18 protein-coding genes, 3 tRNA genes and 1 pseudogene are annotated in these 17,033 nt (G+C 38.9%); 14 read left to right on the top strand and 8 right to left on the bottom strand.

The genetic code is table 11. The features are described from left to right. The first annotated feature begins 21 nt into the window (after window positions 1-21). Complete coding sequence (locus VB732_RS11300) at window positions 22-1,329, top strand: glutamate-5-semialdehyde dehydrogenase (protein ID WP_323230928.1); 1,308 nt, start codon at window positions 22-24, stop codon at window positions 1,327-1,329. Between the two features lie 117 nt (window positions 1,330-1,446). Here VB732_RS11300 and VB732_RS11295 read toward each other — a convergent pair. From VB732_RS11295 to VB732_RS11285, 3 genes and pseudogenes are all read right to left on the bottom strand, one after another. Then, window positions 1,447-1,557, bottom strand: a pseudogene (locus VB732_RS11295) (chorismate-binding protein); the annotation flags it as partial. A 9-nt stretch (window positions 1,558-1,566) separates the two neighbouring features. Further along, the gene (locus VB732_RS11290) at window positions 1,567-2,238 is read right to left on the bottom strand and encodes a hypothetical protein (RefSeq protein ID WP_323230927.1); all 672 of its coding nucleotides are present in this window, start codon (window positions 2,236-2,238) and stop codon (window positions 1,567-1,569) included. A 137-nt stretch (window positions 2,239-2,375) separates the two neighbouring features. Then, the gene (locus VB732_RS11285; protein WP_323230926.1) at window positions 2,376-3,791 is read right to left on the bottom strand and encodes an isochorismate synthase; all 1,416 of its coding nucleotides are present in this window, start codon (window positions 3,789-3,791) and stop codon (window positions 2,376-2,378) included. A 297-nt stretch (window positions 3,792-4,088) separates the two neighbouring features. Here VB732_RS11285 and menA point away from each other — a divergent pair, with 297 nt between their 5' ends. The 3 genes from menA to VB732_RS11270 are packed head-to-tail and all read left to right on the top strand — an operon-like array spanning window position 4,089 to window position 7,397. Beyond that, window positions 4,089-4,985 carry a 2-carboxy-1,4-naphthoquinone phytyltransferase gene (gene menA / locus VB732_RS11280; protein ID WP_323230925.1) on the top strand — a complete coding sequence of 299 codons (897 nt, stop codon included), beginning with the start codon at window positions 4,089-4,091 and terminating at the stop codon, window positions 4,983-4,985. 40 nt (window positions 4,986-5,025) lie between these two features. Further along, window positions 5,026-6,030, top strand: coding sequence for an o-succinylbenzoate synthase (locus tag VB732_RS11275; protein ID WP_323230924.1), 1,005 nt, complete (start codon window positions 5,026-5,028; stop codon window positions 6,028-6,030). Beyond that, entirely contained in the window at window positions 6,015-7,397 is a 1,383-nt protein-coding gene (locus VB732_RS11270; RefSeq protein WP_323230923.1) for a 2-succinylbenzoate--CoA ligase, read from the top strand. The genes VB732_RS11275 and VB732_RS11270 overlap by 16 nt, the downstream gene beginning before the upstream one ends. Here the strand turns inward: VB732_RS11270 and VB732_RS11265 are convergent. The 3 genes from VB732_RS11265 to VB732_RS11255 form a co-directional block, all read right to left on the bottom strand. Further along, the gene (locus tag VB732_RS11265) at window positions 7,390-7,836 is read right to left on the bottom strand and encodes a thioesterase family protein (RefSeq protein ID WP_323230922.1); all 447 of its coding nucleotides are present in this window, start codon (window positions 7,834-7,836) and stop codon (window positions 7,390-7,392) included. The two genes, VB732_RS11270 and VB732_RS11265, sit on opposite strands and share 8 nt — an antisense overlap. Before the next feature lie 178 nt (window positions 7,837-8,014). Beyond that, window positions 8,015-8,473 (bottom strand): type II toxin-antitoxin system VapC family toxin, encoded by a 459-nt coding sequence (locus VB732_RS11260; RefSeq protein WP_323230921.1) that lies wholly within the window; start codon window positions 8,471-8,473, stop codon window positions 8,015-8,017. Beyond that, window positions 8,470-8,736 (bottom strand): FitA-like ribbon-helix-helix domain-containing protein, encoded by a 267-nt coding sequence (locus tag VB732_RS11255; RefSeq protein WP_323230920.1) that lies wholly within the window; start codon window positions 8,734-8,736, stop codon window positions 8,470-8,472. The genes VB732_RS11260 and VB732_RS11255 overlap by 4 nt, the downstream gene beginning before the upstream one ends. A gap of 357 nt (window positions 8,737-9,093) precedes the next feature. On the opposite strand from VB732_RS11255, the gene VB732_RS11250 reads away from it, so the two are divergent. From VB732_RS11250 to VB732_RS11240, 3 genes are read left to right on the top strand one after another with little or no spacing between them, the layout of a single operon-like run. Next, window positions 9,094-9,558: a hypothetical protein gene (locus tag VB732_RS11250; protein WP_292717700.1), complete on the top strand. Its 465-nt coding sequence runs from the start codon at window positions 9,094-9,096 to the stop codon at window positions 9,556-9,558. A gap of 12 nt (window positions 9,559-9,570) precedes the next feature. Next, entirely contained in the window at window positions 9,571-11,622 is a 2,052-nt protein-coding gene (locus VB732_RS11245; protein ID WP_323230919.1) for a hypothetical protein, read from the top strand. Continuing rightward, window positions 11,612-12,769 carry a hypothetical protein gene (locus VB732_RS11240; protein ID WP_323230918.1) on the top strand — a complete coding sequence of 386 codons (1,158 nt, stop codon included), beginning with the start codon at window positions 11,612-11,614 and terminating at the stop codon, window positions 12,767-12,769. Before VB732_RS11245 ends, VB732_RS11240 begins: the two co-directional genes overlap by 11 nt. A 131-nt stretch (window positions 12,770-12,900) precedes the next feature. On the opposite strand, the gene VB732_RS11235 is transcribed toward VB732_RS11240, so the two are convergent. Then, window positions 12,901-12,985, bottom strand: a tRNA-Ser gene (locus VB732_RS11235). Between the two features lie 131 nt (window positions 12,986-13,116). Continuing rightward, window positions 13,117-14,037 (bottom strand): TIGR04168 family protein, encoded by a 921-nt coding sequence (locus VB732_RS11230; RefSeq protein WP_323230917.1) that lies wholly within the window; start codon window positions 14,035-14,037, stop codon window positions 13,117-13,119. Between VB732_RS11230 and VB732_RS11225 the strand changes: the two genes are divergently transcribed. The 7 genes from VB732_RS11225 to VB732_RS11195 all read left to right on the top strand — a co-directional run. Further along, window positions 14,017-14,172, top strand: a complete 156-nt coding sequence (locus VB732_RS11225) for a hypothetical protein (RefSeq protein ID WP_163937771.1) — start codon at window positions 14,017-14,019, stop codon at window positions 14,170-14,172. The genes VB732_RS11230 and VB732_RS11225 overlap by 21 nt on opposite strands. Window positions 14,173-14,186: 14 nt before the next feature. Continuing rightward, entirely contained in the window at window positions 14,187-15,161 is a 975-nt protein-coding gene (gene nadA, locus VB732_RS11220) for a quinolinate synthase NadA (protein ID WP_323230916.1), read from the top strand. 123 nt (window positions 15,162-15,284) lie between these two features. Then, window positions 15,285-15,370: transfer RNA gene (locus tag VB732_RS11215), tRNA-Tyr, on the top strand. An 86-nt stretch (window positions 15,371-15,456) separates the two neighbouring features. Continuing rightward, a tRNA-Thr gene (locus tag VB732_RS11210) sits at window positions 15,457-15,528 on the top strand. A gap of 150 nt (window positions 15,529-15,678) precedes the next feature. Continuing rightward, window positions 15,679-16,308: a site-specific DNA-methyltransferase gene (locus VB732_RS11205; RefSeq protein ID WP_323230915.1), complete on the top strand. Its 630-nt coding sequence runs from the start codon at window positions 15,679-15,681 to the stop codon at window positions 16,306-16,308. After that, a complete protein-coding gene (locus tag VB732_RS11200) occupies window positions 16,305-16,448 on the top strand; it encodes a PmeII family type II restriction endonuclease (protein ID WP_323230914.1) in 144 nt (47 codons plus the stop codon). Before VB732_RS11205 ends, VB732_RS11200 begins: the two co-directional genes overlap by 4 nt. Beyond that, a partial coding sequence (locus VB732_RS11195; protein ID WP_323231016.1) for a PmeII family type II restriction endonuclease occupies window positions 16,429-17,033 on the top strand: 605 nt, incomplete at its 3' end. The genes VB732_RS11200 and VB732_RS11195, both read left to right, overlap by 20 nt.

Below are 17,033 nucleotides of genomic sequence, written 5' to 3'. Positions count from 1 at the left end.
GAAAAGGTAAAGATTTTTGCTATGACTATTTTTGATATTAGTTCTCCCCTAATTGCGATCGCAGGACAAACCCGCAAAGCTGCAAGTAAGCTGGCGATTCTCTCCACTGAGGCAAAGAATCAGGCACTTGTTGCGATCGCAGAAGCTTTAGAATCAGCTAAAGATGAAATTTTACAAGCAAATATCGCTGATTGTGAAGCTGCTAATGCCGAAGGAATTCCCAAACCGCTTTATAAACGCTTGCAGTTAGATGAACATAAATTAAGAGATGCGATCGTTGGGGTACGAGATGTTGGTAAGCTAGCCGATCCAATTGGTAAAGTCCAGATTCACCGCGAACTTGATACTGGTTTAATTCTCAAACGAATTACTTGTCCTTTAGGTGTTTTGGGGATTATTTTTGAAGCCCGTCCAGAAGCGGCGATTCAAATTGTTTCCTTGGCGATTAAATCGGGAAATGGTGTAATTCTCAAATGCGGAAAGGAAGCGGTACGTTCTTGTGAAGCAATAGTTAAAGCAATTAAACAAGGATTATCTCAAACTGCTGTTAATCCAGATGCAGTGCAGTTATTAACAACTAGAGAAGAAACTCTAGAACTTTTGAAGTTAGATAAATATGTAGATTTAATTATTCCTAGAGGTTCTAATTCCTTTGTCCGGTTCGTACAAGAAAATACACGGATTCCTGTATTAGGCCACGCCGATGGTATTTGTCATCTTTATATAGATAAAGCGGCTGATATTTCTAAAGCAGTTCCGATTACTGTTGATGCAAAAGCGCAATATCCTGCTGTCTGTAATGCAATTGAAACTTTGCTAGTTCACCAATCAATTGCTACAGAGTTTTTACCGAAAGTTGCTGAGGCTTTGCAAGAACGTCATGTAGAATTAAGAGGTGATAAACGCACCTTAGAACTTTTGCCTAATATCGTAGCTGCAACAGAGCAAGACTGGGAAACAGAATACAGCGATTTTATTTTGTCGATTAAAATTGTAGACTCTTTAGAAGGTGCGATCGCGCATATTAACGAATATGGTTCTCGTCATACTGACGCGATTATTACTGAAGATTCAGCATCTGTGGAAACTTTCTTTGGACTGGTAAATTCAGCCAATATATTCCACAATTGTTCTACCCGATTTGCTGATGGTTTCCGCTATGGTTTCGGTGCAGAAGTCGGGATTAGTACGCAACAAATGCCTCCTCGCGGCCCCGTTGGTTTAGAAGGGTTAGTGACATATAAATATCAAATGACTGGCGATGGACATATTGTAGCTACTTACACTGGGGCGAATGCTAAAGCTTTTACTCATCAGGATTTAGTGTAAAACATTATCAAAAGTATATGCTCTAGTAACGCTAGAAATACACCGGATAAATCGGTGTATTTTTTATATGCTTTTATGCAGATAAATCTTTGGATATTTTGTAATTTAGAAGCCTCGTTAAACTAATGCTTTCAATAACGCCTGAAGTTTAAGTTGCACCTCTGCAAACTCCTTGTCAGGATCGGAGCCAGCAACGATACCAGCACCAGCATACAATCTCGCGCGATCGCAAAAGTATTAAACAAAAGCAATATAATCAATCCGTATAAAATCATCGCGTTGGCACTTGAAGCGACTCAATCTGGTAGCTGCATAAGCCTGCTGTTCATGCAGGAAGTCTTCTACAAAGCTATATGCGTTTTCTATTTCTCCTGCTGTCAGTCGCCGAAACTTTGACTCAAACAAGTGTGGCTCAACTTGGCGTTCCGGCTCGTCCAGTAAAGCTTCATCATGATTATCTTGCCAGATCGCCTCATCAAACTCCAAACGCTCCATCAGTTCACCGTTCTCCCAATAAACGTAACCAATGGTCAAACCAGAATCATCAACCCAGTAGTAAATTGTACGGGTATGTAGCTGTTGAGAAATAGATTGAGCCTGTAGCTCCCAATCCCACGAACAGGTTACAAAGTTATGAGAATCATCAAATGTATCAGTAGTAACATACGTATACTTGTCGGTCATAGATACATCTAAAATTCCTGTCCACGAATGTCCGCGAAATTGAAATACAAGCAGTCCAGGATTTTGAATATTTTGCTCGTGAATGTCCTGCTCCCACTCCGCCCCAAACTGTGCCACAATTTCAGCTATTTGGTCTAAAGGCGCATTTACCAATAATCCCACAGCAATTGTATCTATATCTTCTAATCCATAACGTTCTTCAATGGTTTGGTTTTCTGAAATCATATTCCAAAGAGTTAAACTACATCTTAAAATGAGCAGCAATAACAAAACAATAAATTAAAAATTAGTGCGATCGCCCTTTGATGTCGGAACTTAAGGGTTTATCGACTTTAGCTGGCATACAAGATTAGTAATTAACTTTAAACTAACGCTTTCAATAACGCCTGAAGTTTAAGTTGCACCTCTGCAAACTCCTTGTCAGGATCGGAGCCAGCAACGATCCCAGCACCAGCATACAATCTCGCGCGATCGCCATCAATCAATGCTGAACGAATTCCCACAATAAACTCACAGTTACCCTGAGAATCTATCCAACCCAGAGGCGCAGCATACAAACCTCTCTCAAAGCTTTCGTAACGACGAATTTCGGCACAGGCTACATCTCTTGCTGCACCAGCAACGGCTGGTGTAGGATGCAATTGTCCGACAATTTTTAATGGGTGGATGTTCGCTGGTACTACAGCACTGATTGGTGTCCACAAATGCTGGATGTTCGATAATTGTCGCAGCCGTGGTGCTAATATTTGTGGTGACAAACCTAGTTGAGATAGGCGTTGTGTAATAAAATCAAGTACTAGCGAATGTTCATGCTTTTCTTTTTCACTATTGAGTAAGCGATTGGCATTAGCTGCATCTTCAGCAGGGGTTTTACCTCGTGGTGCAGAACCAGCCAAAGCATCTGTAATTAACTGTTGATTATTAATACTAATTAATCTTTCTGGACTCGCCCCAATAAAGTTTTGTCCTTTGCCATTACTTGTAGAAAAAATATAACAATTAGGATGTATTCGCCTAAGATTATTTAGGGATTTAACTAAGTCAAAGCGGTTGCTTGATTTTACATCTAATATATCTGCTAGGACAATCTTACTTAAATGACTAGACCGAATTTTTTCCAAAACAGATATTACTGAACGTTTAAAATGTGTAGCATTCGTGACAGATTTCTTGTATAAATTTCCCGAAAAACAATCAATATTAGCAGAGTAATATTCTAAAGATTGGATAAATTCAATTTTATTTTGCACATTCTCCAACAACCTTTGAATATTTGTATTTTCATTAAGAATTATATTTGTTACTAATATACAACGCTGATTTTTTACTGCTACTTGCCAACGTGGAAGAAAAATGGTAGCAGATGGAAATGGATAATCCGCTTGGGCGTTTTTATCAAAAAAGCTGAAATAAGAAAAAAAGTGAGGCCCAGAAAAAGGTTGATTAGCTTTACCAAAATTAATTATATTTTTTAGACAAGATTTGATAAAATGTTCAGCTTGAGCAAAACGATCTGCACCGTCAATCTGTAATTTTGCTACAGAATCAATTGCTGCGATCGCTTCTCCTTTAGCTCTGTCCTCAAAGTAAAAATTTATTTCATTTGCTTGTGTAAGTCGATCCAATACAAGTAAAGGATCAACTAAATCGATCTCTTGAGAGATACTGACAATTTGCTTGTCATTATTTTGGAGGCACTTTTCTTGGATTGATAACAAAAATTGATATAAATCTTTGCGCTCTACAAACAAGTTGCTACGACATGGTGAAACTGTCATGGATCTAACGATAGTAAATTTTTTTGAAGTTACTTCCTAAAGTGTAATTAATCGTGGTCGTATTTTTACAGGTAACATATTAAGTTGCCATTTCACCAGCGTAGGATTTGCTTTGTTCATGGTGTTCCTAGACCATAATAAGACAGTTTCAGCCTGAGATTGCAACGTGAGGGTGAGTGTTAACAACACGAGGTTAACAAGTGAGAGTTATTTATATATCACCCAAATCTAGCGTCTCTTTAAATCATAAAATTTCAAGTGTGAGTAATATTCCGGCAATTTAATTAATCACAACTGATGACTACCAAGCAAATTTTATATCCCAACACTAAGTTATGGATGGCAGCGATTAAACCGCCAATGTACAGCGTTGCCATTATGCCCATTTGGGTAGGAACAGCAGTTGCTTATGCAGACACTCAAATGTTCAATGGTGCAGTATTTTCTACTTTTGTAACTGCCGCAATTTTAATTCTTGCCTGGGAAAATATCAGTAATGATGTCTTTGATTCTGAAACAGGTATCGATCAAAATAAACAACATTCTCTGGTGAATTTGACTAGCAATAAGCTATTAGTATTTTGGTTAGGAAATTTGTGTTTAGGTTTGGGATTGCTGGGCATACTAGCGATCGCCTTTTGGCAACAAGACCTAACTGTTATCGGCATCATTCTACTATGCTGTGGTTTGGGCTATATGTACCAAGGGCCTCCCTTTCGCTTAGGATATCAGGGTTTAGGCGAGATTCTTTGCTTTTTTGCCTTTGGCCCTTTAGCAGTAGAGGCAGCCTACTACAGCCAAACTCAAACTTGGTCAATGACAAGTTTAGCAGCCTCAGTCATTGTTGGGATTGCCACAACCTTAGTCTTGTTTTGCTCACACTTCCACCAAGTTAAGGATGACATAGCCGCAGGTAAGCGATCGCCTATCGTCCGTCTAGGAACCCAAAAAGGGGCCCAAGTCCTAATCTGGTTTACTGCTAGCATTTATCCCCTCACCTTGCTGTTTGTACTATTGGGAATTTCTCCAGTTTGGACGTTACTGAGTTGGGTAAGTTTACCCTTTGCTGTCAAATTATGCCGCCACGTCCAAGAAAATCATAACCAGCCGGATAAAGTTAGTAACTGTAAATTCATCGCTGTAGCCGTGCATTTCTGGGCTTGCTTGCTGTTCGGCTTAGGATTTATTCTCTAGGACATTGGGAATTGGGAGAATCACTAATAAATCTTGACTAATGACTTACAGGTTTCAATTTCGTCCCTATCAGCGAAAATTTTTGCGATCGCTGACTACTAATCATGGTAAGTGGGATATTCGTGAAGGTATTATTCTTCGCCTCACCGATGAATCAGGTAAAGTCGGCTGGGGAGAAATTGCCCCCATTAGCTGGTTTGGTTCCGAAACCCTAGAACAAGCCTTATATTTTTGTCGCCAACTTCCAGAAGAAATTACAGACGAGATAATTTTCTCGATCCCAGATGAGTTACCTGCTTGTCAGTTTGGCTTTGAGTCAGCGTGGGAGTGGGGGAGTGGGAAGTGGGGAAATGAATTCTTCTCAATGCCCAATGCCCAATGCCCCATGCCCCATGCCCAATCTTTCAGTGCCTTATTACCAGCAGGGGAAGCGGCTTTAAATCAATGGGAAACGTTGTGGCAGCAAGGATATCGCACGTTTAAGTGGAAAATTGGTGTGGATGCGATCGCTGATGAACTAGAAATTTTTGACTTACTAATACACACCTTACCCGCCTTTACCAAACTGCGATTAGATGCCAACGGTGGACTCACCTATGAAGAAGCTAACTTATGGCTGTGGACTTGCGACAATCTCAAGGCAAATGCAGAACTACCCATAGAAATTGAATTTATCGAACAACCGCTACCCGTTGAGCAATTTCAGCAGATGTTGGAATTGAGTACGACTTATGAAACTGCGATCGCTTTAGATGAATCTGTCGCCACACTTGGACAACTCGCCGCCTGTTATCAACTAGGTTGGCGAGGGATTTTTGTGATAAAGCCTGGGATAGTTGGATCACCATCTCGTCTGAGAAAGTTTTGCCACCAGTATCAAATTGATACTGTATTTTCATCAGTATTTGAAACTGCGATCGGTAAACAAGCAGCACTCCAACTCACAGCCGAATTATCCCAAAACAACAGAGCAATTGGTTTTGGTATCGACCATTTTTTTGAACAAGAAGAAACGTGGTTTCAATCTTTATGGAACGACCTTTAGACTGTCTAAATAACCTATCTAAGGATGATTGGCTTATCGGTTATAACAGTACTCAATTGAATCAAATAGCTCAAGAACTATATTTAGAACTAACACAATTATCAGCCTGTGGAACGCCACCAAAAATTATCTTAGCTGAATGCGAACCATTACGATTTTTAGCAAGTTTTATTGCCGCTTGTGCAGCTAATTGTCCAATTTTTCTTTGTAACCCCGACTGGGGAACACAAGAATGGCAACAAGTCTTTGATTTAGTACAGCCAGATATTATTTTGGGAATGGGGCATGGGGCATGGGGCATGGGGTATGGAAATAATATCCAATGCCCAATTACCAATAGCATCATGATTCCTACAGGTGGTTCATCAGGACAAATTAAATTTGCTATTCACACTTGGGAAACTCTCATCTCATCGGTACAAGGATTTACAGAATACTTTCAAATCAAACAAGTCAATTCATTTTGCGTGTTGCCGCTATATCACGTTAGCGGTTTAATGCAATTTATGCGTTCTTTCACCACCGCAGGTAAACTAGCTATTCAACCATTTAAAGCCGTAGAATCCGGTCAAATATTAAATATTAAACAATCAGAATTTTTCATATCTTTAGTACCAACACAGTTACAACGTCTCCTGCAAAATCCAGAATTAACTGAATGGTTATCTCAATTTAATACCGTACTTTTGGGAGGTGCGCCAGCATGGAAGGAATTACTAGAAAAAGCCAGATTTCATCGTATTCGATTAGCACCTACCTATGGCATGACAGAAACCGCCTCTCAAATTGCTACCCTCAAACCTGATGATTTTCTCGGTGGTAAAATTAGCAGTGGTCAAATTCTTCCCCATGCCAAAGTAACTATTCGCAATCAGCAAAGCGAGATTTTAAAACCCAATCAAATTGGAAATATCACTATTAATGCTCAATCTTTAGCCCTTGGTTACTATCCTATAACCAGAGAAAATAAAACTGATTTCCAAGTAGATGATTTAGGGTTTTTAGACGATCAAGGTTATTTAAATATAGTCGGACGTAGCAGCGACAAAATTATTACAGGTGGAGAAAATATTTACCCAGCAGAGATTGAATCAGCTATACAAGCCACTCAAATGGTTGCCGACATTTGTGTCATCGGTATCCCAGATAAACATTGGGGACAAGCCTTAACAGCGATTTACATTCCTAAAAAAGCAAATACCTCTGCCTTAAAAATCCAAACCCTACTCAAAGACAAACTCAGCAAATTTAAAATCCCTAAATATTGGATTCCCCAGCAAAACTTACCCCGCAACTCCCAAGGTAAAATCAACCGCCAACAATTACAGCAAATAGCCACAGAATTCCTCCAAAACCCTATCACATAATCTCCCTCGACCTTCTTCTCTCTGCGCCCTCTGCGTCTCTGCGGTTCGTCTCCAACCACTGAATAATCTCATCAGGTAATTCCTGCTTACTTCTACTACTCACATCAATACAAACATGACGAGTAATAGCCTTAGCAACTATCACTTCACCCACAGTAATTTCGTAAGTAATTTCAAACTTCTCAACACCTATTTTTTGGGGAATTAAACTAATCAGCAGTTTGTCCCCACCAAACATAGGGCGCAAAAAATCAACACTAGCATGAACAATGGGAAAAGCTACAGATGGATGAGTAAAAAAATCTTTGAGATTAATACTTGATGCTTCTAAAGATTCTTCATAAGCCTCATGGCAAATACTCAAAGCATTAGCAAAATAAACTACCCCAGCAGCATCAGTATCTTGAAAGCGAACCGTGCGGTTATAAGTAAAAGGCATTTTTGACAATTGAGTATTAAAAACAGCAGGTTCATACCCTGCTTTACAAACTAATTTTATTGCAACTAAGTAAGTCGGTGATAAAAATTTAATTTCCCCAATTCTGAGTTTGTATCGATTTGTTTAGCCTCATTCAATGCCTTGGGGTTGAATATATGGTGAGAAAAGGCGATCGCTTCTACATTGACTCTAACGGCGGAACCTCGAAGTCATTAAACGAGGAAACATTGTAAGACGAAGCGGCTAAAGCCTTTACCAGCTTGCCGTCGAGAGTCAGTAAAGTAGCACCTACCTGCTGTGATAGCGCGACATAAGAAGCATCGTAGGCAGAAGTTCCATAACTCAAGCTTATAGTAACTGCATCCGCCATCAAGTCAGATGTCGAGACAACACGTAACGGAAAAGCTTTGAGGGTGGCTAAATCTGTCTGAACCTCAGCAGCAGTGTACATCCTTGCACGGACGTACTTCAATAAGGCGTTAGCACACTCAATGTAAAAGAGGTCTGGAACAAATATTTCCGTCTGTGGATTGGCAAAATGGTCGAAAAGTTGATTAACTTTGGCAGTTAGTGGATCAGCGATAAAATACTTGATACACACACTGGTATCTAACACGCATCTTAGAGGGGTAGTCATCTGTCGCGGTCTTCTCGAATCAGTTCAGTACTATCAGGTAATCCGAAGTCTGCTGGATTCACGCGGCGGCGCTGGCGACTTTCTTCTAGGACTTTAAGTACATTCTGGTGTTTCTGGTCTTCTATTTGCTGTGCTTCAGTTTTTAAAGCTTGTTCTAACAGAGTTATAACTTGGGCATTAATGGAACGGTGTTCAGATGCCGCTAACTCTTGCAGCTTGGCATACAAATCATCAGGTAAATTTCTTACATAAAGGGTAGCCATTGCTTTACCTCAAAGTAGAATTTATCTTTATGCTAGCACGATGCAAGCATAAGGCGGGAGTGGGGCGATCGCATCTCTGCTTTTGAGAAAGTGTAGCCAAGTTGCAATTATGATTATAATATCCAAAAAAATCACTCAAGTTTTGACTTGATACTCAAAACCTATGATTCCTAAATGGAAACTAATTTGATAGTTAAATTTAATCTATAGCTTTTTCTAGTCTGCTGAGGTACAAATCTCTGCGTACCTCTGCGCTTTACTTTGCGTCCCTTTGCGTTTCAAAATATTATCTGTACCTCACGTAACTGGGAATCGCTATAACTATTAATTAATAATTACTTTGGAGAATTAATTCTTGTGATCAGCAATAGTTCAAGTCCATTAAAGCTTATTGTTTGGCAACCTTGTCGTTGGGAAAAAACATACTTAGACATCAACACAAATGCTTTAGTCGATCCGACATTTCATCAACAACCAATTTATTCTTGGGAACCGTTTGGAGATCCCTTTGGTTCAATGACTAGCAGTGAGCAAACTCAGCGACTAAGAGAAGAACTAATTGAAAAATTTACACTAGGAACGAAACCAGAAAAACGTGGAATTGAGCAGTTCAAACAAGTTATTCAAGTAATAGACGAGATACTATCTAACGACGAATCATCTTGGAGCGACTCAGAAGAACTTGAACCCTTATCTAGACGCTTATCTAATAGTGATACTGTCAACCTTCGTCAACATCAACTTCTAGCTTTACGCCAACATATTCAGTGGGTATGTGATACATTTGTTAATGTTCCAGATGTCAATGTGTCTCTTCATTAAAATAATAAGCATATGGAATTAAAATTACTCAGTAAAGAAGATGCACTAAAATGTATCGCCCAATTAGGTAATAAGGGAGAACCATTTGAAATATTTCTTGGTGAAGATATTTGTTTTGGGCGTGAAAAATGGGTAAATGTGGGAACTATTTCATTACAACCAGGAGAGAAATATACTGAAAATGAACCCAGATATGATGAGTATTGTGCTGCTAAGTTTGGTGGCTTTGAATGGCAATTACCATCCTCAGAAAAGCTCAATGAGAATATTGCTAAAGCTCTTGAAAATCCACAGACTAAAGATAGTGTTCAGAAAGCTTTTAGGGAAGGATTACAGGATGTATTACGAAGGACTCTACTACTTTTACCAATTTTTGATGTTGAAACTATTGCCAAAATACCTTTACAGAAACCGATCACAGTTGTTACAGATACATCAGCCGTTCATCAAGGAGGACTTGATTTTTTATGTCGCTTTCTTACGCCTTGGGTAAGAATTAAAGTTCCAGCGATAGTTCATATGGAAATACTTACACAAGTAGATAATTATCTTTCTAAAATTCGCTGGAGTAATGAAAATAAGAACAAAACTAAAAATCACCCTGCAACACTTCGTCAACATCTTCTTAGTCAAGGAGGGCAAAGAACTTTACTTCGTCTAGAATTACATTCGGATGCAGAAATAGAACGTGGTGATTTAGGTGCTGATCCCCTACGTGGAATTGTGACATCTAGCCCAGATTCTGAAGATAAAGCTTTAGGCTTACAAAATGTAACTAGAAGTTTTGCTGATCGTCTCATTTTAGAAACTGCACGACGCTTTCAAACCCAAGTTCGCCCGGATCATCCACTTGCCCTTCTTACCAGCGATCAAGGTCTAGCTAGAATGACAATGGCTGAAGGAATGGATGTATTCTTTTTCCAAGCTCGTTCTGTTCCTAAATTTGATAGTAGAAAACTGACTGGCTCTCTTTTTCATCCTTTCAGTCAAGAAATATATACAGTACCACTAACAGATGTCCTTTGGGAATTAGCTGTATCTTTTGGTTGCCTGCGCTTGCAAAATTACAACACTAATGAGTCATTAGAGCTATGGGGCATACCTAGTGGGGAATATAGTTGGCAACCACATCATGTTAAGGATGATCTTCTTTGGGGAAATTTTAACTCTGTAACATCCTCTGTAACAACAGATAATACCTTCATTGTGCTATCAACCGACATAGAAAGCCAAGATCAAACTAATGCAGTTTCTAGCCCAAATATAGAAGCAATAGCTAAGACATATGCATTTAGTCCAGATCAGATGTTCTTACTAATGAAAATGTTAGTAGACAAAGGAGAACTAACTAATCAAGAGGCTCAAGAAAAGTTGGGTTTAACACATCAATCTCGCTATAGTTTGTATAAGAATTTTCTGCATAGTGGAAAATTTGTTGAGCTTAATGATAATAAAATTCTATGTACAGAATTACTAAAGTTTTTATGGGAAAGTATCCTAAACGAAGATTCTATAAAAGTTTTATATTTTTGGAAGAAAATACCATCTTTTGACGCAATATGTAACTATGTAAATCAAAACAAAAGTGTTGAATATAGCACATTACCAATTTCAAACAAAGCAAAACCAACCTACATCAAGCTCGGTGAGTCAGCCTGTGCTTGGTTGAATATACAAAACCAAAAAATTGTTGCCACTGATAACATCCCTAAATTAGCAGATTTTGCTAATTTAGCAGTAGAGGTTTATAAATTAATTCGTTCAAGGGAAGACACAGAATGGATACTTACTGGTCGCTGGTTAGAAGAATTGGCTATTAGATATGCTGTTCATCCCATATTATCTAGAAAATTGCTGAAAGAAGCACAAGAACAAAACTTATTGAATGTCTATGCTGAAGGATCTACTCCAGATACTCGTTTTGAACAGCACGATTTGTGGATAATTAAGACAAGTGACAGACTTCCCCAGTTAGAAAAAGTTTATCTCTATCATGGAGATTTTCTTATACCTGGTACATCTGCTGTACGTATTAAGCTAGAAGGAGTTAAAAATGCCTCTTGAAAATCTATTTACAGATGAGGCGACTACTAACGCACCAGAAGAGCAATCCAAATTGCTTTACAGAAAGTTTGGTGTGTTGAGTAACCCTTTCCCCAGCGCTGGACAAACCAGTGGTCATCCGCATATGTCAACAGAAGCAGATAAGCAAGTTGATGCTGCGGTAAAGACATTTTATGCAGATCGCAAGTCTCATGTAATTTCAATAACTGCTAGCCAAGGAATTGGCAAGACCAACCTTCTGAATGCGTATGAAAATGCTTTGCGTGAAAAACTTTCTCCACAAGGTTTTTTTGTTATTAGATACGTTCCAGATCCAGAACCATTTTTTGGTCCACTCATTAGGTCTATATTTGAAAATTTAGGAGAAGACTACTTACGTCGTTCAATTGATGCACTTGCAAAGAAGAAACAAGAAATAGATGATATTGAAAAATTATTAGAATTTGTTCGGATGAGCGAAATTAAAACAATGCTAAGAACTCTTTTAGAGGTTAAGTCAGAAGAAAAACTAAATGAGCGTATATCTCTAGCATATCAATGGCTTTTAGGATTACCTGTAAGAAAAATTCATCAAACCGAGCTGGGAGTAAATTTTCGTCTAGATACTGTAGAAGCAAAAACAAGAGCATTAAGAGATATTGTATATTTAGGTTCACAGATGAAAACTCTAGAAGGTATTTTTATTCTTCTAGATGAATTAGAAAAGCAAGACTTCAGCTTATCGAAAACTATAGTTTTAAGATATTTGTCGGCTCTCCGCGCTTTAATTGATGCACTACCTCAATATCTTTTCTTAATGGTTGCTTTAACAACAGATGCTCTTAATCGTTACCGTGAAATGCTACCAGCTATTAGAGGTCGTCTTGCTAATGAAGTTCAACTTTCACCTATAAGAAATGAAGAGGAAGCCGTCAAATTATTCCATTTCTACTTGGAACAGTCCAAAATAGAAGCCAGAAATTATGTAGAAAATAAACAATTACAAGCAGGAAGTGAGGTACTTTTACATGAAGATTCTGCTCGACTCTTATTTCATCAATTATTGAGAGGTAGTAATATTAAAGGCGTGCGGCAGCGTGATTACCTTAATGCTCTCTATGAAAAAGCAGATGAGTCCATCAATGAATCTATGCCAGCATCCGTTTAGGTAAGTTTCTTGAAGCTCTTCCTAACTTTAAGAATTCAAGAGGTGCTAATGAAGAATTAATTACAATTAAGCCGTTGCTGAGATGAAATCCAATCAATGACTTACATTTGTAAATTCTAATTTTTATTCAACGGAGAGGGGGAGATTCGAACTCCCGGAGGTTTTAGCCTCATCCGATTTCAAGTCGGACGCAATCGACCACTCTGCCACCTCTCCAGTAAATCTGTCAAACTTGTGCTGATCCTAGTTTTAGACGCTATTCAGGCGCTTTTGTTGGTTAGCACTAAACTTGACAGATAATACTATACCCTATTATCTACGCAGATTGCACTACTGGATGCGAATATCTACGACACAATACGCGATCGCTCGTACAAAATTTCCCCCTTAGCTACCTGAAAGTCATTCCCCACCCAAACTAGGGAAACTTGCGAAACCACACCTGCCTCTAGGGTGACAATGGAAAAATTACGCAACTTCTCGCCGTCATTTTCCACAATCCTGGGGACACTAGCCGCATTTAAGTAAATTGTCCCCTCTGGACTTCTAAAGATGGGCTTGCGCTGCACCTTCTTGGTATGGCGTAAATCTCGGTGCATGTGACCAAATGTCACCAGAGGAATGGTTTTACCAGCAGTCAAGGCATGAGAAATCGCCTCGCCCAAATCTGGATCGCCAAAGTCGCCGCCAATTGGATGCCAGTCTTTGCCGCAGGGGTCTTCGGGGCGATCGCCTAACCCACTAGGCCCATTGTGACCCAAAAATATAATTGTCTCGTAAGCGGCGCTTTTAACAGCTTTGAAGATGCGATCGGCGGATTCTTCCAAACTCGTCACACCGTAACGTTCTTTACAGATTTCCGCGAATTTCCACTCTGGGCCACCCCAAGTAAAGGGACGACCCCCCACTACAGTTAAATTCCAAGCGGGGAAATCTAACTTACCGTAACCGACATGGGACGAACCTAATAAATCGAGTTGTTCCTGTACCCAGTCTTCCTTAGAGCGGTCATAAGGAGCCTTTTTACGTCCCCATTCGGTGGCGGTGTACCAGGCATCGTGGTTGCCCATCACGGCTGCTTTGGGAATATCGAGAGATGCGATCGCTCTGACCACTTCCACCGATTCATTGCCAAAATCCCCGACAAACAGCACTAAGTCAACACCCAAATGCTTGAGTGCAACGCCATCTTCCACTTCCCATTGGTCGTGAATATCTCCAACTACAGCAATTTTGAGGTTTATCGATTGAGTTTTCTGACTGGTCATGCCACTTTCCTTGCCGTCTATCTCCAGGATATGAAACTCAGCCCGATTTGGACACAACCCCAAAATATCAACCGTCCACTATTTTTGGTAAAAACTACTATAATTGAATCCACAGGACATACATTTGCAACATAAAGCACCCCTAAACTGTGTTTACTACTGCACTAGCTCAACGAGAAAACACCCAACTGGGTGAACTACCACTAGATTTGTTTGCCGCGATTCAGAGTCTTAAAAAAGAACTCAACGCAGTTATCCTGGCGCATTATTATCAAGAGCCAGATATTCAGGATATTGCCGACTTTATTGGGGATTCATTACAACTAGCAAGAGCCGCCGAAAAAACCAATGCGGATGTGATCGTCTTTGCTGGTGTTCACTTCATGGCAGAAACAGCAAAGATACTTAATCCCGATAAATTAGTACTTTTACCAGATTTGGATGCTGGTTGTTCTTTAGCAGATAGTTGTCCACCAGACGAATTTGCAGCTTTTAAGGCAGCGCATCCAGATCATTTGGTGGTGTCTTACATCAACTGTTCTGCTGATATCAAGGCGATGAGCGATATTATTTGCACCAGTTCCAACGCTGTGAAGATTGTAGAACAGATACCGAAAGAACAGCCGATTATTTTTGCCCCAGATCGGAATTTGGGGCGGTATGTCATGGAACAAACTGGACGAGATTTGGTGCTATGGCAAGGTAGCTGTGTTGTCCATGAAACCTTCTCGGAAAAGAAAATTGTCCAGTTAAAAATTGCCCATCCTGAAGCAGAAGCGATCGCACACCCAGAATGTGAAAGTAGTGTATTGCGCCACGCCAGTTTTATTGGCTCCACAGCCGCCTTACTCAAGTATTGTCAAAGCAGCCCCACGAAAGAATTTATCGTTGCGACAGAGCCGGGAATCATTCACCAAATGCAAAAACTAGCTCCTGACAAGCATTTTATTCCTGCCCCACCGATAAATAACTGCGCTTGTAACGAATGTCCATTTATGCGGTTAAACACGCTAGAAAAGCTTTACTGGGCAATGAAAAATCGCACTCCCGAAATTACCATGTCAGAGGATATTCGTCTTGCTGCACTGCGACCAATGCAACGAATGCTGGAGATGAGCGTGTAACCAGTATTTTTATCCATAAGGTAGAGACGCAGTTTTGTTGCGATCTCTACCTGCAAGTTATTTTTTCTAACCACTTGCTAATTATAAAAGGTGGTGCTAAGATTTTAAATCGTGAGACAAATCGGGTCGGTGTCCGAGTGGTTAATGGAGACGGACTGTAAATCCGTTGGCTAGCGCCTACGCTGGTTCAAATCCAGCCCGGCCCACCACTTACGAAGTTATAAGTTATAATGTCTGGGTAAGCATCAAAACTCCCAGCATTTAACTTCTAGCTGAAAAATCGGAATTATATTTTGCCCGTGTGGCTCAGTGGTAGAGCACACCCTTGGTAAGGGTGAGGTCACGAGTTCAATCCTCGTCACGGGCTTTGATTATTGAAAATCAAACTTTTTGTTCAATATTGATTTTGAAATATATTAATTTAATAGCTTACAAAACTTTGTTGCTTTATTTTCATGCATTGAGTTTAAGAATCATGCTATTAATAAGTTTCTAAGATTTTGTATGTACTACAAAAATGAGTTTAAGTATTTCCCCAGAAATATCTACAGTTTCAGACCAAAACGAATCTACTCCAAATTTAGAGGAGTGGCGTAATAAAATTATCCTTGGCGACTGTTTGGATATTCTACAATCTATCCCTTCTAATATTGTTGATCTTATTGTCACCTCACCTCCTTATGCTGATAGTAGAAAAAATACTTATGGAGGGGTTCATCCTGATAAATATGTGGAATGGTTTTTACCCATATCACAAGAATTGAAGCGAGTTTTGAAGGATGATGGAACATTTATATTAAACATCAAGGAAAGAGTAGTTAATAGTGAACGCCACACGTATGTTTTAGAACTCATATTGGAGATGAAAAAACAAGGTTGGTTGTGGACAGAAGAATTTATGTGGCATAAAAGAAATTGTTTTCCTGGTAAATGGTCAAATCGTTTTCGTGATGCTTGGGAGAGATGCTTACAGTTCAATAAGCAAAAAAAATTTAATATGTACCAAGAGGAAGTAATGGTTCCAATGGGGGACTGGGCGAAGTCAAGACTGAAAAACTTGAGTGAAACAGATAAAAAGCGGGATAACTCAAAAGTTGGTAAGGTAAACGCCGTTAATAAGAGTGCTACCCAAATGAAATTACTATGAATAATTCTCTTTATCAAAATTATTATGACTATCTTTCAGAGGAAGTTATGACTCCCTTTTACAACGATAGGCTTAATAACCTAAATAATTTACGTTTAAAAGACATTTTAAAGCGTAAAAATCCATATTTATTTATTTAAAGCTAAAAATATTGAATTAGCTGGAGATTTAGTAAAAAGCATTGTTGATGCTTTTCTTTCTTCACAAGAGGAAACAAAATTTGGAAATTTACTAGAAAGATTTGCTATTTATGTATCTCAATCTTTATATGGTGGTTTTAAATCTAATTTTAAAAGTGTAGATTTAGAATTTGAAAGAGATGGTATTTATTATATAGTAGGAATAAAATCTGGAACTAATTGGGCTAATTCTGACCAGATAGCCGCAATGAAAAGTAATTTTAAAATTGCAAAACAAAATTTAAGGCAAAAAGGCGTTACTAGTGAGATTATTGCAGTAAATGGCTGCATGTATGGAAGAGAGACTGTGCATTTAAAAAATAATATAGATATTGAAAAAATTTATTACAAATATGCTGGTCAGGATTTTTGGTATTTTATATCTAATGATCATAATCTTTATCAAGAAATAATTGTACCAATTGATGAAAAAGCAAAAGATGAAAAATTTAAATCTGCGTATGCTGCGAAAGTTAATGAGATGACTCAAGACTTTATACTCAATTTTATGAAAAACAATCAAATTGATTGGGTTAAGCTCATTGA

The organism is Nostoc sp. UHCC 0252 (assembly GCF_034931145.1).
Lineage (GTDB): Bacteria > Cyanobacteriota > Cyanobacteriia > Cyanobacteriales > Nostocaceae > Nostoc.
The sequence above is the reverse complement of the archived record's forward strand: the minus strand, read 5'-3'. Positions and strand labels throughout refer to the sequence as shown.

Coding starts and splice junctions, on each gene's coding strand:
- VB732_RS11230 (WP_323230917.1), bottom strand. CDS start 14,037: ATGACCAGTCAGAAAACTCAATCGATAAACCTCAAAATTGCTGTAGTT.
- VB732_RS11290 (WP_323230927.1), bottom strand. CDS start 2,238: ATGATTTCAGAAAACCAAACCATTGAAGAACGTTATGGATTAGAAGAT.
- menA (WP_323230925.1), top strand. CDS start 4,089: ATGACTACCAAGCAAATTTTATATCCCAACACTAAGTTATGGATGGCA.
- VB732_RS11255 (WP_323230920.1), bottom strand. CDS start 8,736: ATGGCTACCCTTTATGTAAGAAATTTACCTGATGATTTGTATGCCAAG.
- VB732_RS11275 (WP_323230924.1), top strand. CDS start 5,026: ATGACTTACAGGTTTCAATTTCGTCCCTATCAGCGAAAATTTTTGCGA.
- VB732_RS11300 (WP_323230928.1), top strand. CDS start 22: ATGACTATTTTTGATATTAGTTCTCCCCTAATTGCGATCGCAGGACAA.
- VB732_RS11285 (WP_323230926.1), bottom strand. CDS start 3,791: ATGACAGTTTCACCATGTCGTAGCAACTTGTTTGTAGAGCGCAAAGAT.
- VB732_RS11270 (WP_323230923.1), top strand. CDS start 6,015: ATGGAACGACCTTTAGACTGTCTAAATAACCTATCTAAGGATGATTGG.
- VB732_RS11260 (WP_323230921.1), bottom strand. CDS start 8,473: ATGACTACCCCTCTAAGATGCGTGTTAGATACCAGTGTGTGTATCAAG.
- VB732_RS11205 (WP_323230915.1), top strand. CDS start 15,679: ATGAGTTTAAGTATTTCCCCAGAAATATCTACAGTTTCAGACCAAAAC.
- VB732_RS11245 (WP_323230919.1), top strand. CDS start 9,571: ATGGAATTAAAATTACTCAGTAAAGAAGATGCACTAAAATGTATCGCC.
- VB732_RS11265 (WP_323230922.1), bottom strand. CDS start 7,836: ATGCCTTTTACTTATAACCGCACGGTTCGCTTTCAAGATACTGATGCT.
- VB732_RS11200 (WP_323230914.1), top strand. CDS start 16,305: ATGAATAATTCTCTTTATCAAAATTATTATGACTATCTTTCAGAGGAA.
- VB732_RS11240 (WP_323230918.1), top strand. CDS start 11,612: ATGCCTCTTGAAAATCTATTTACAGATGAGGCGACTACTAACGCACCA.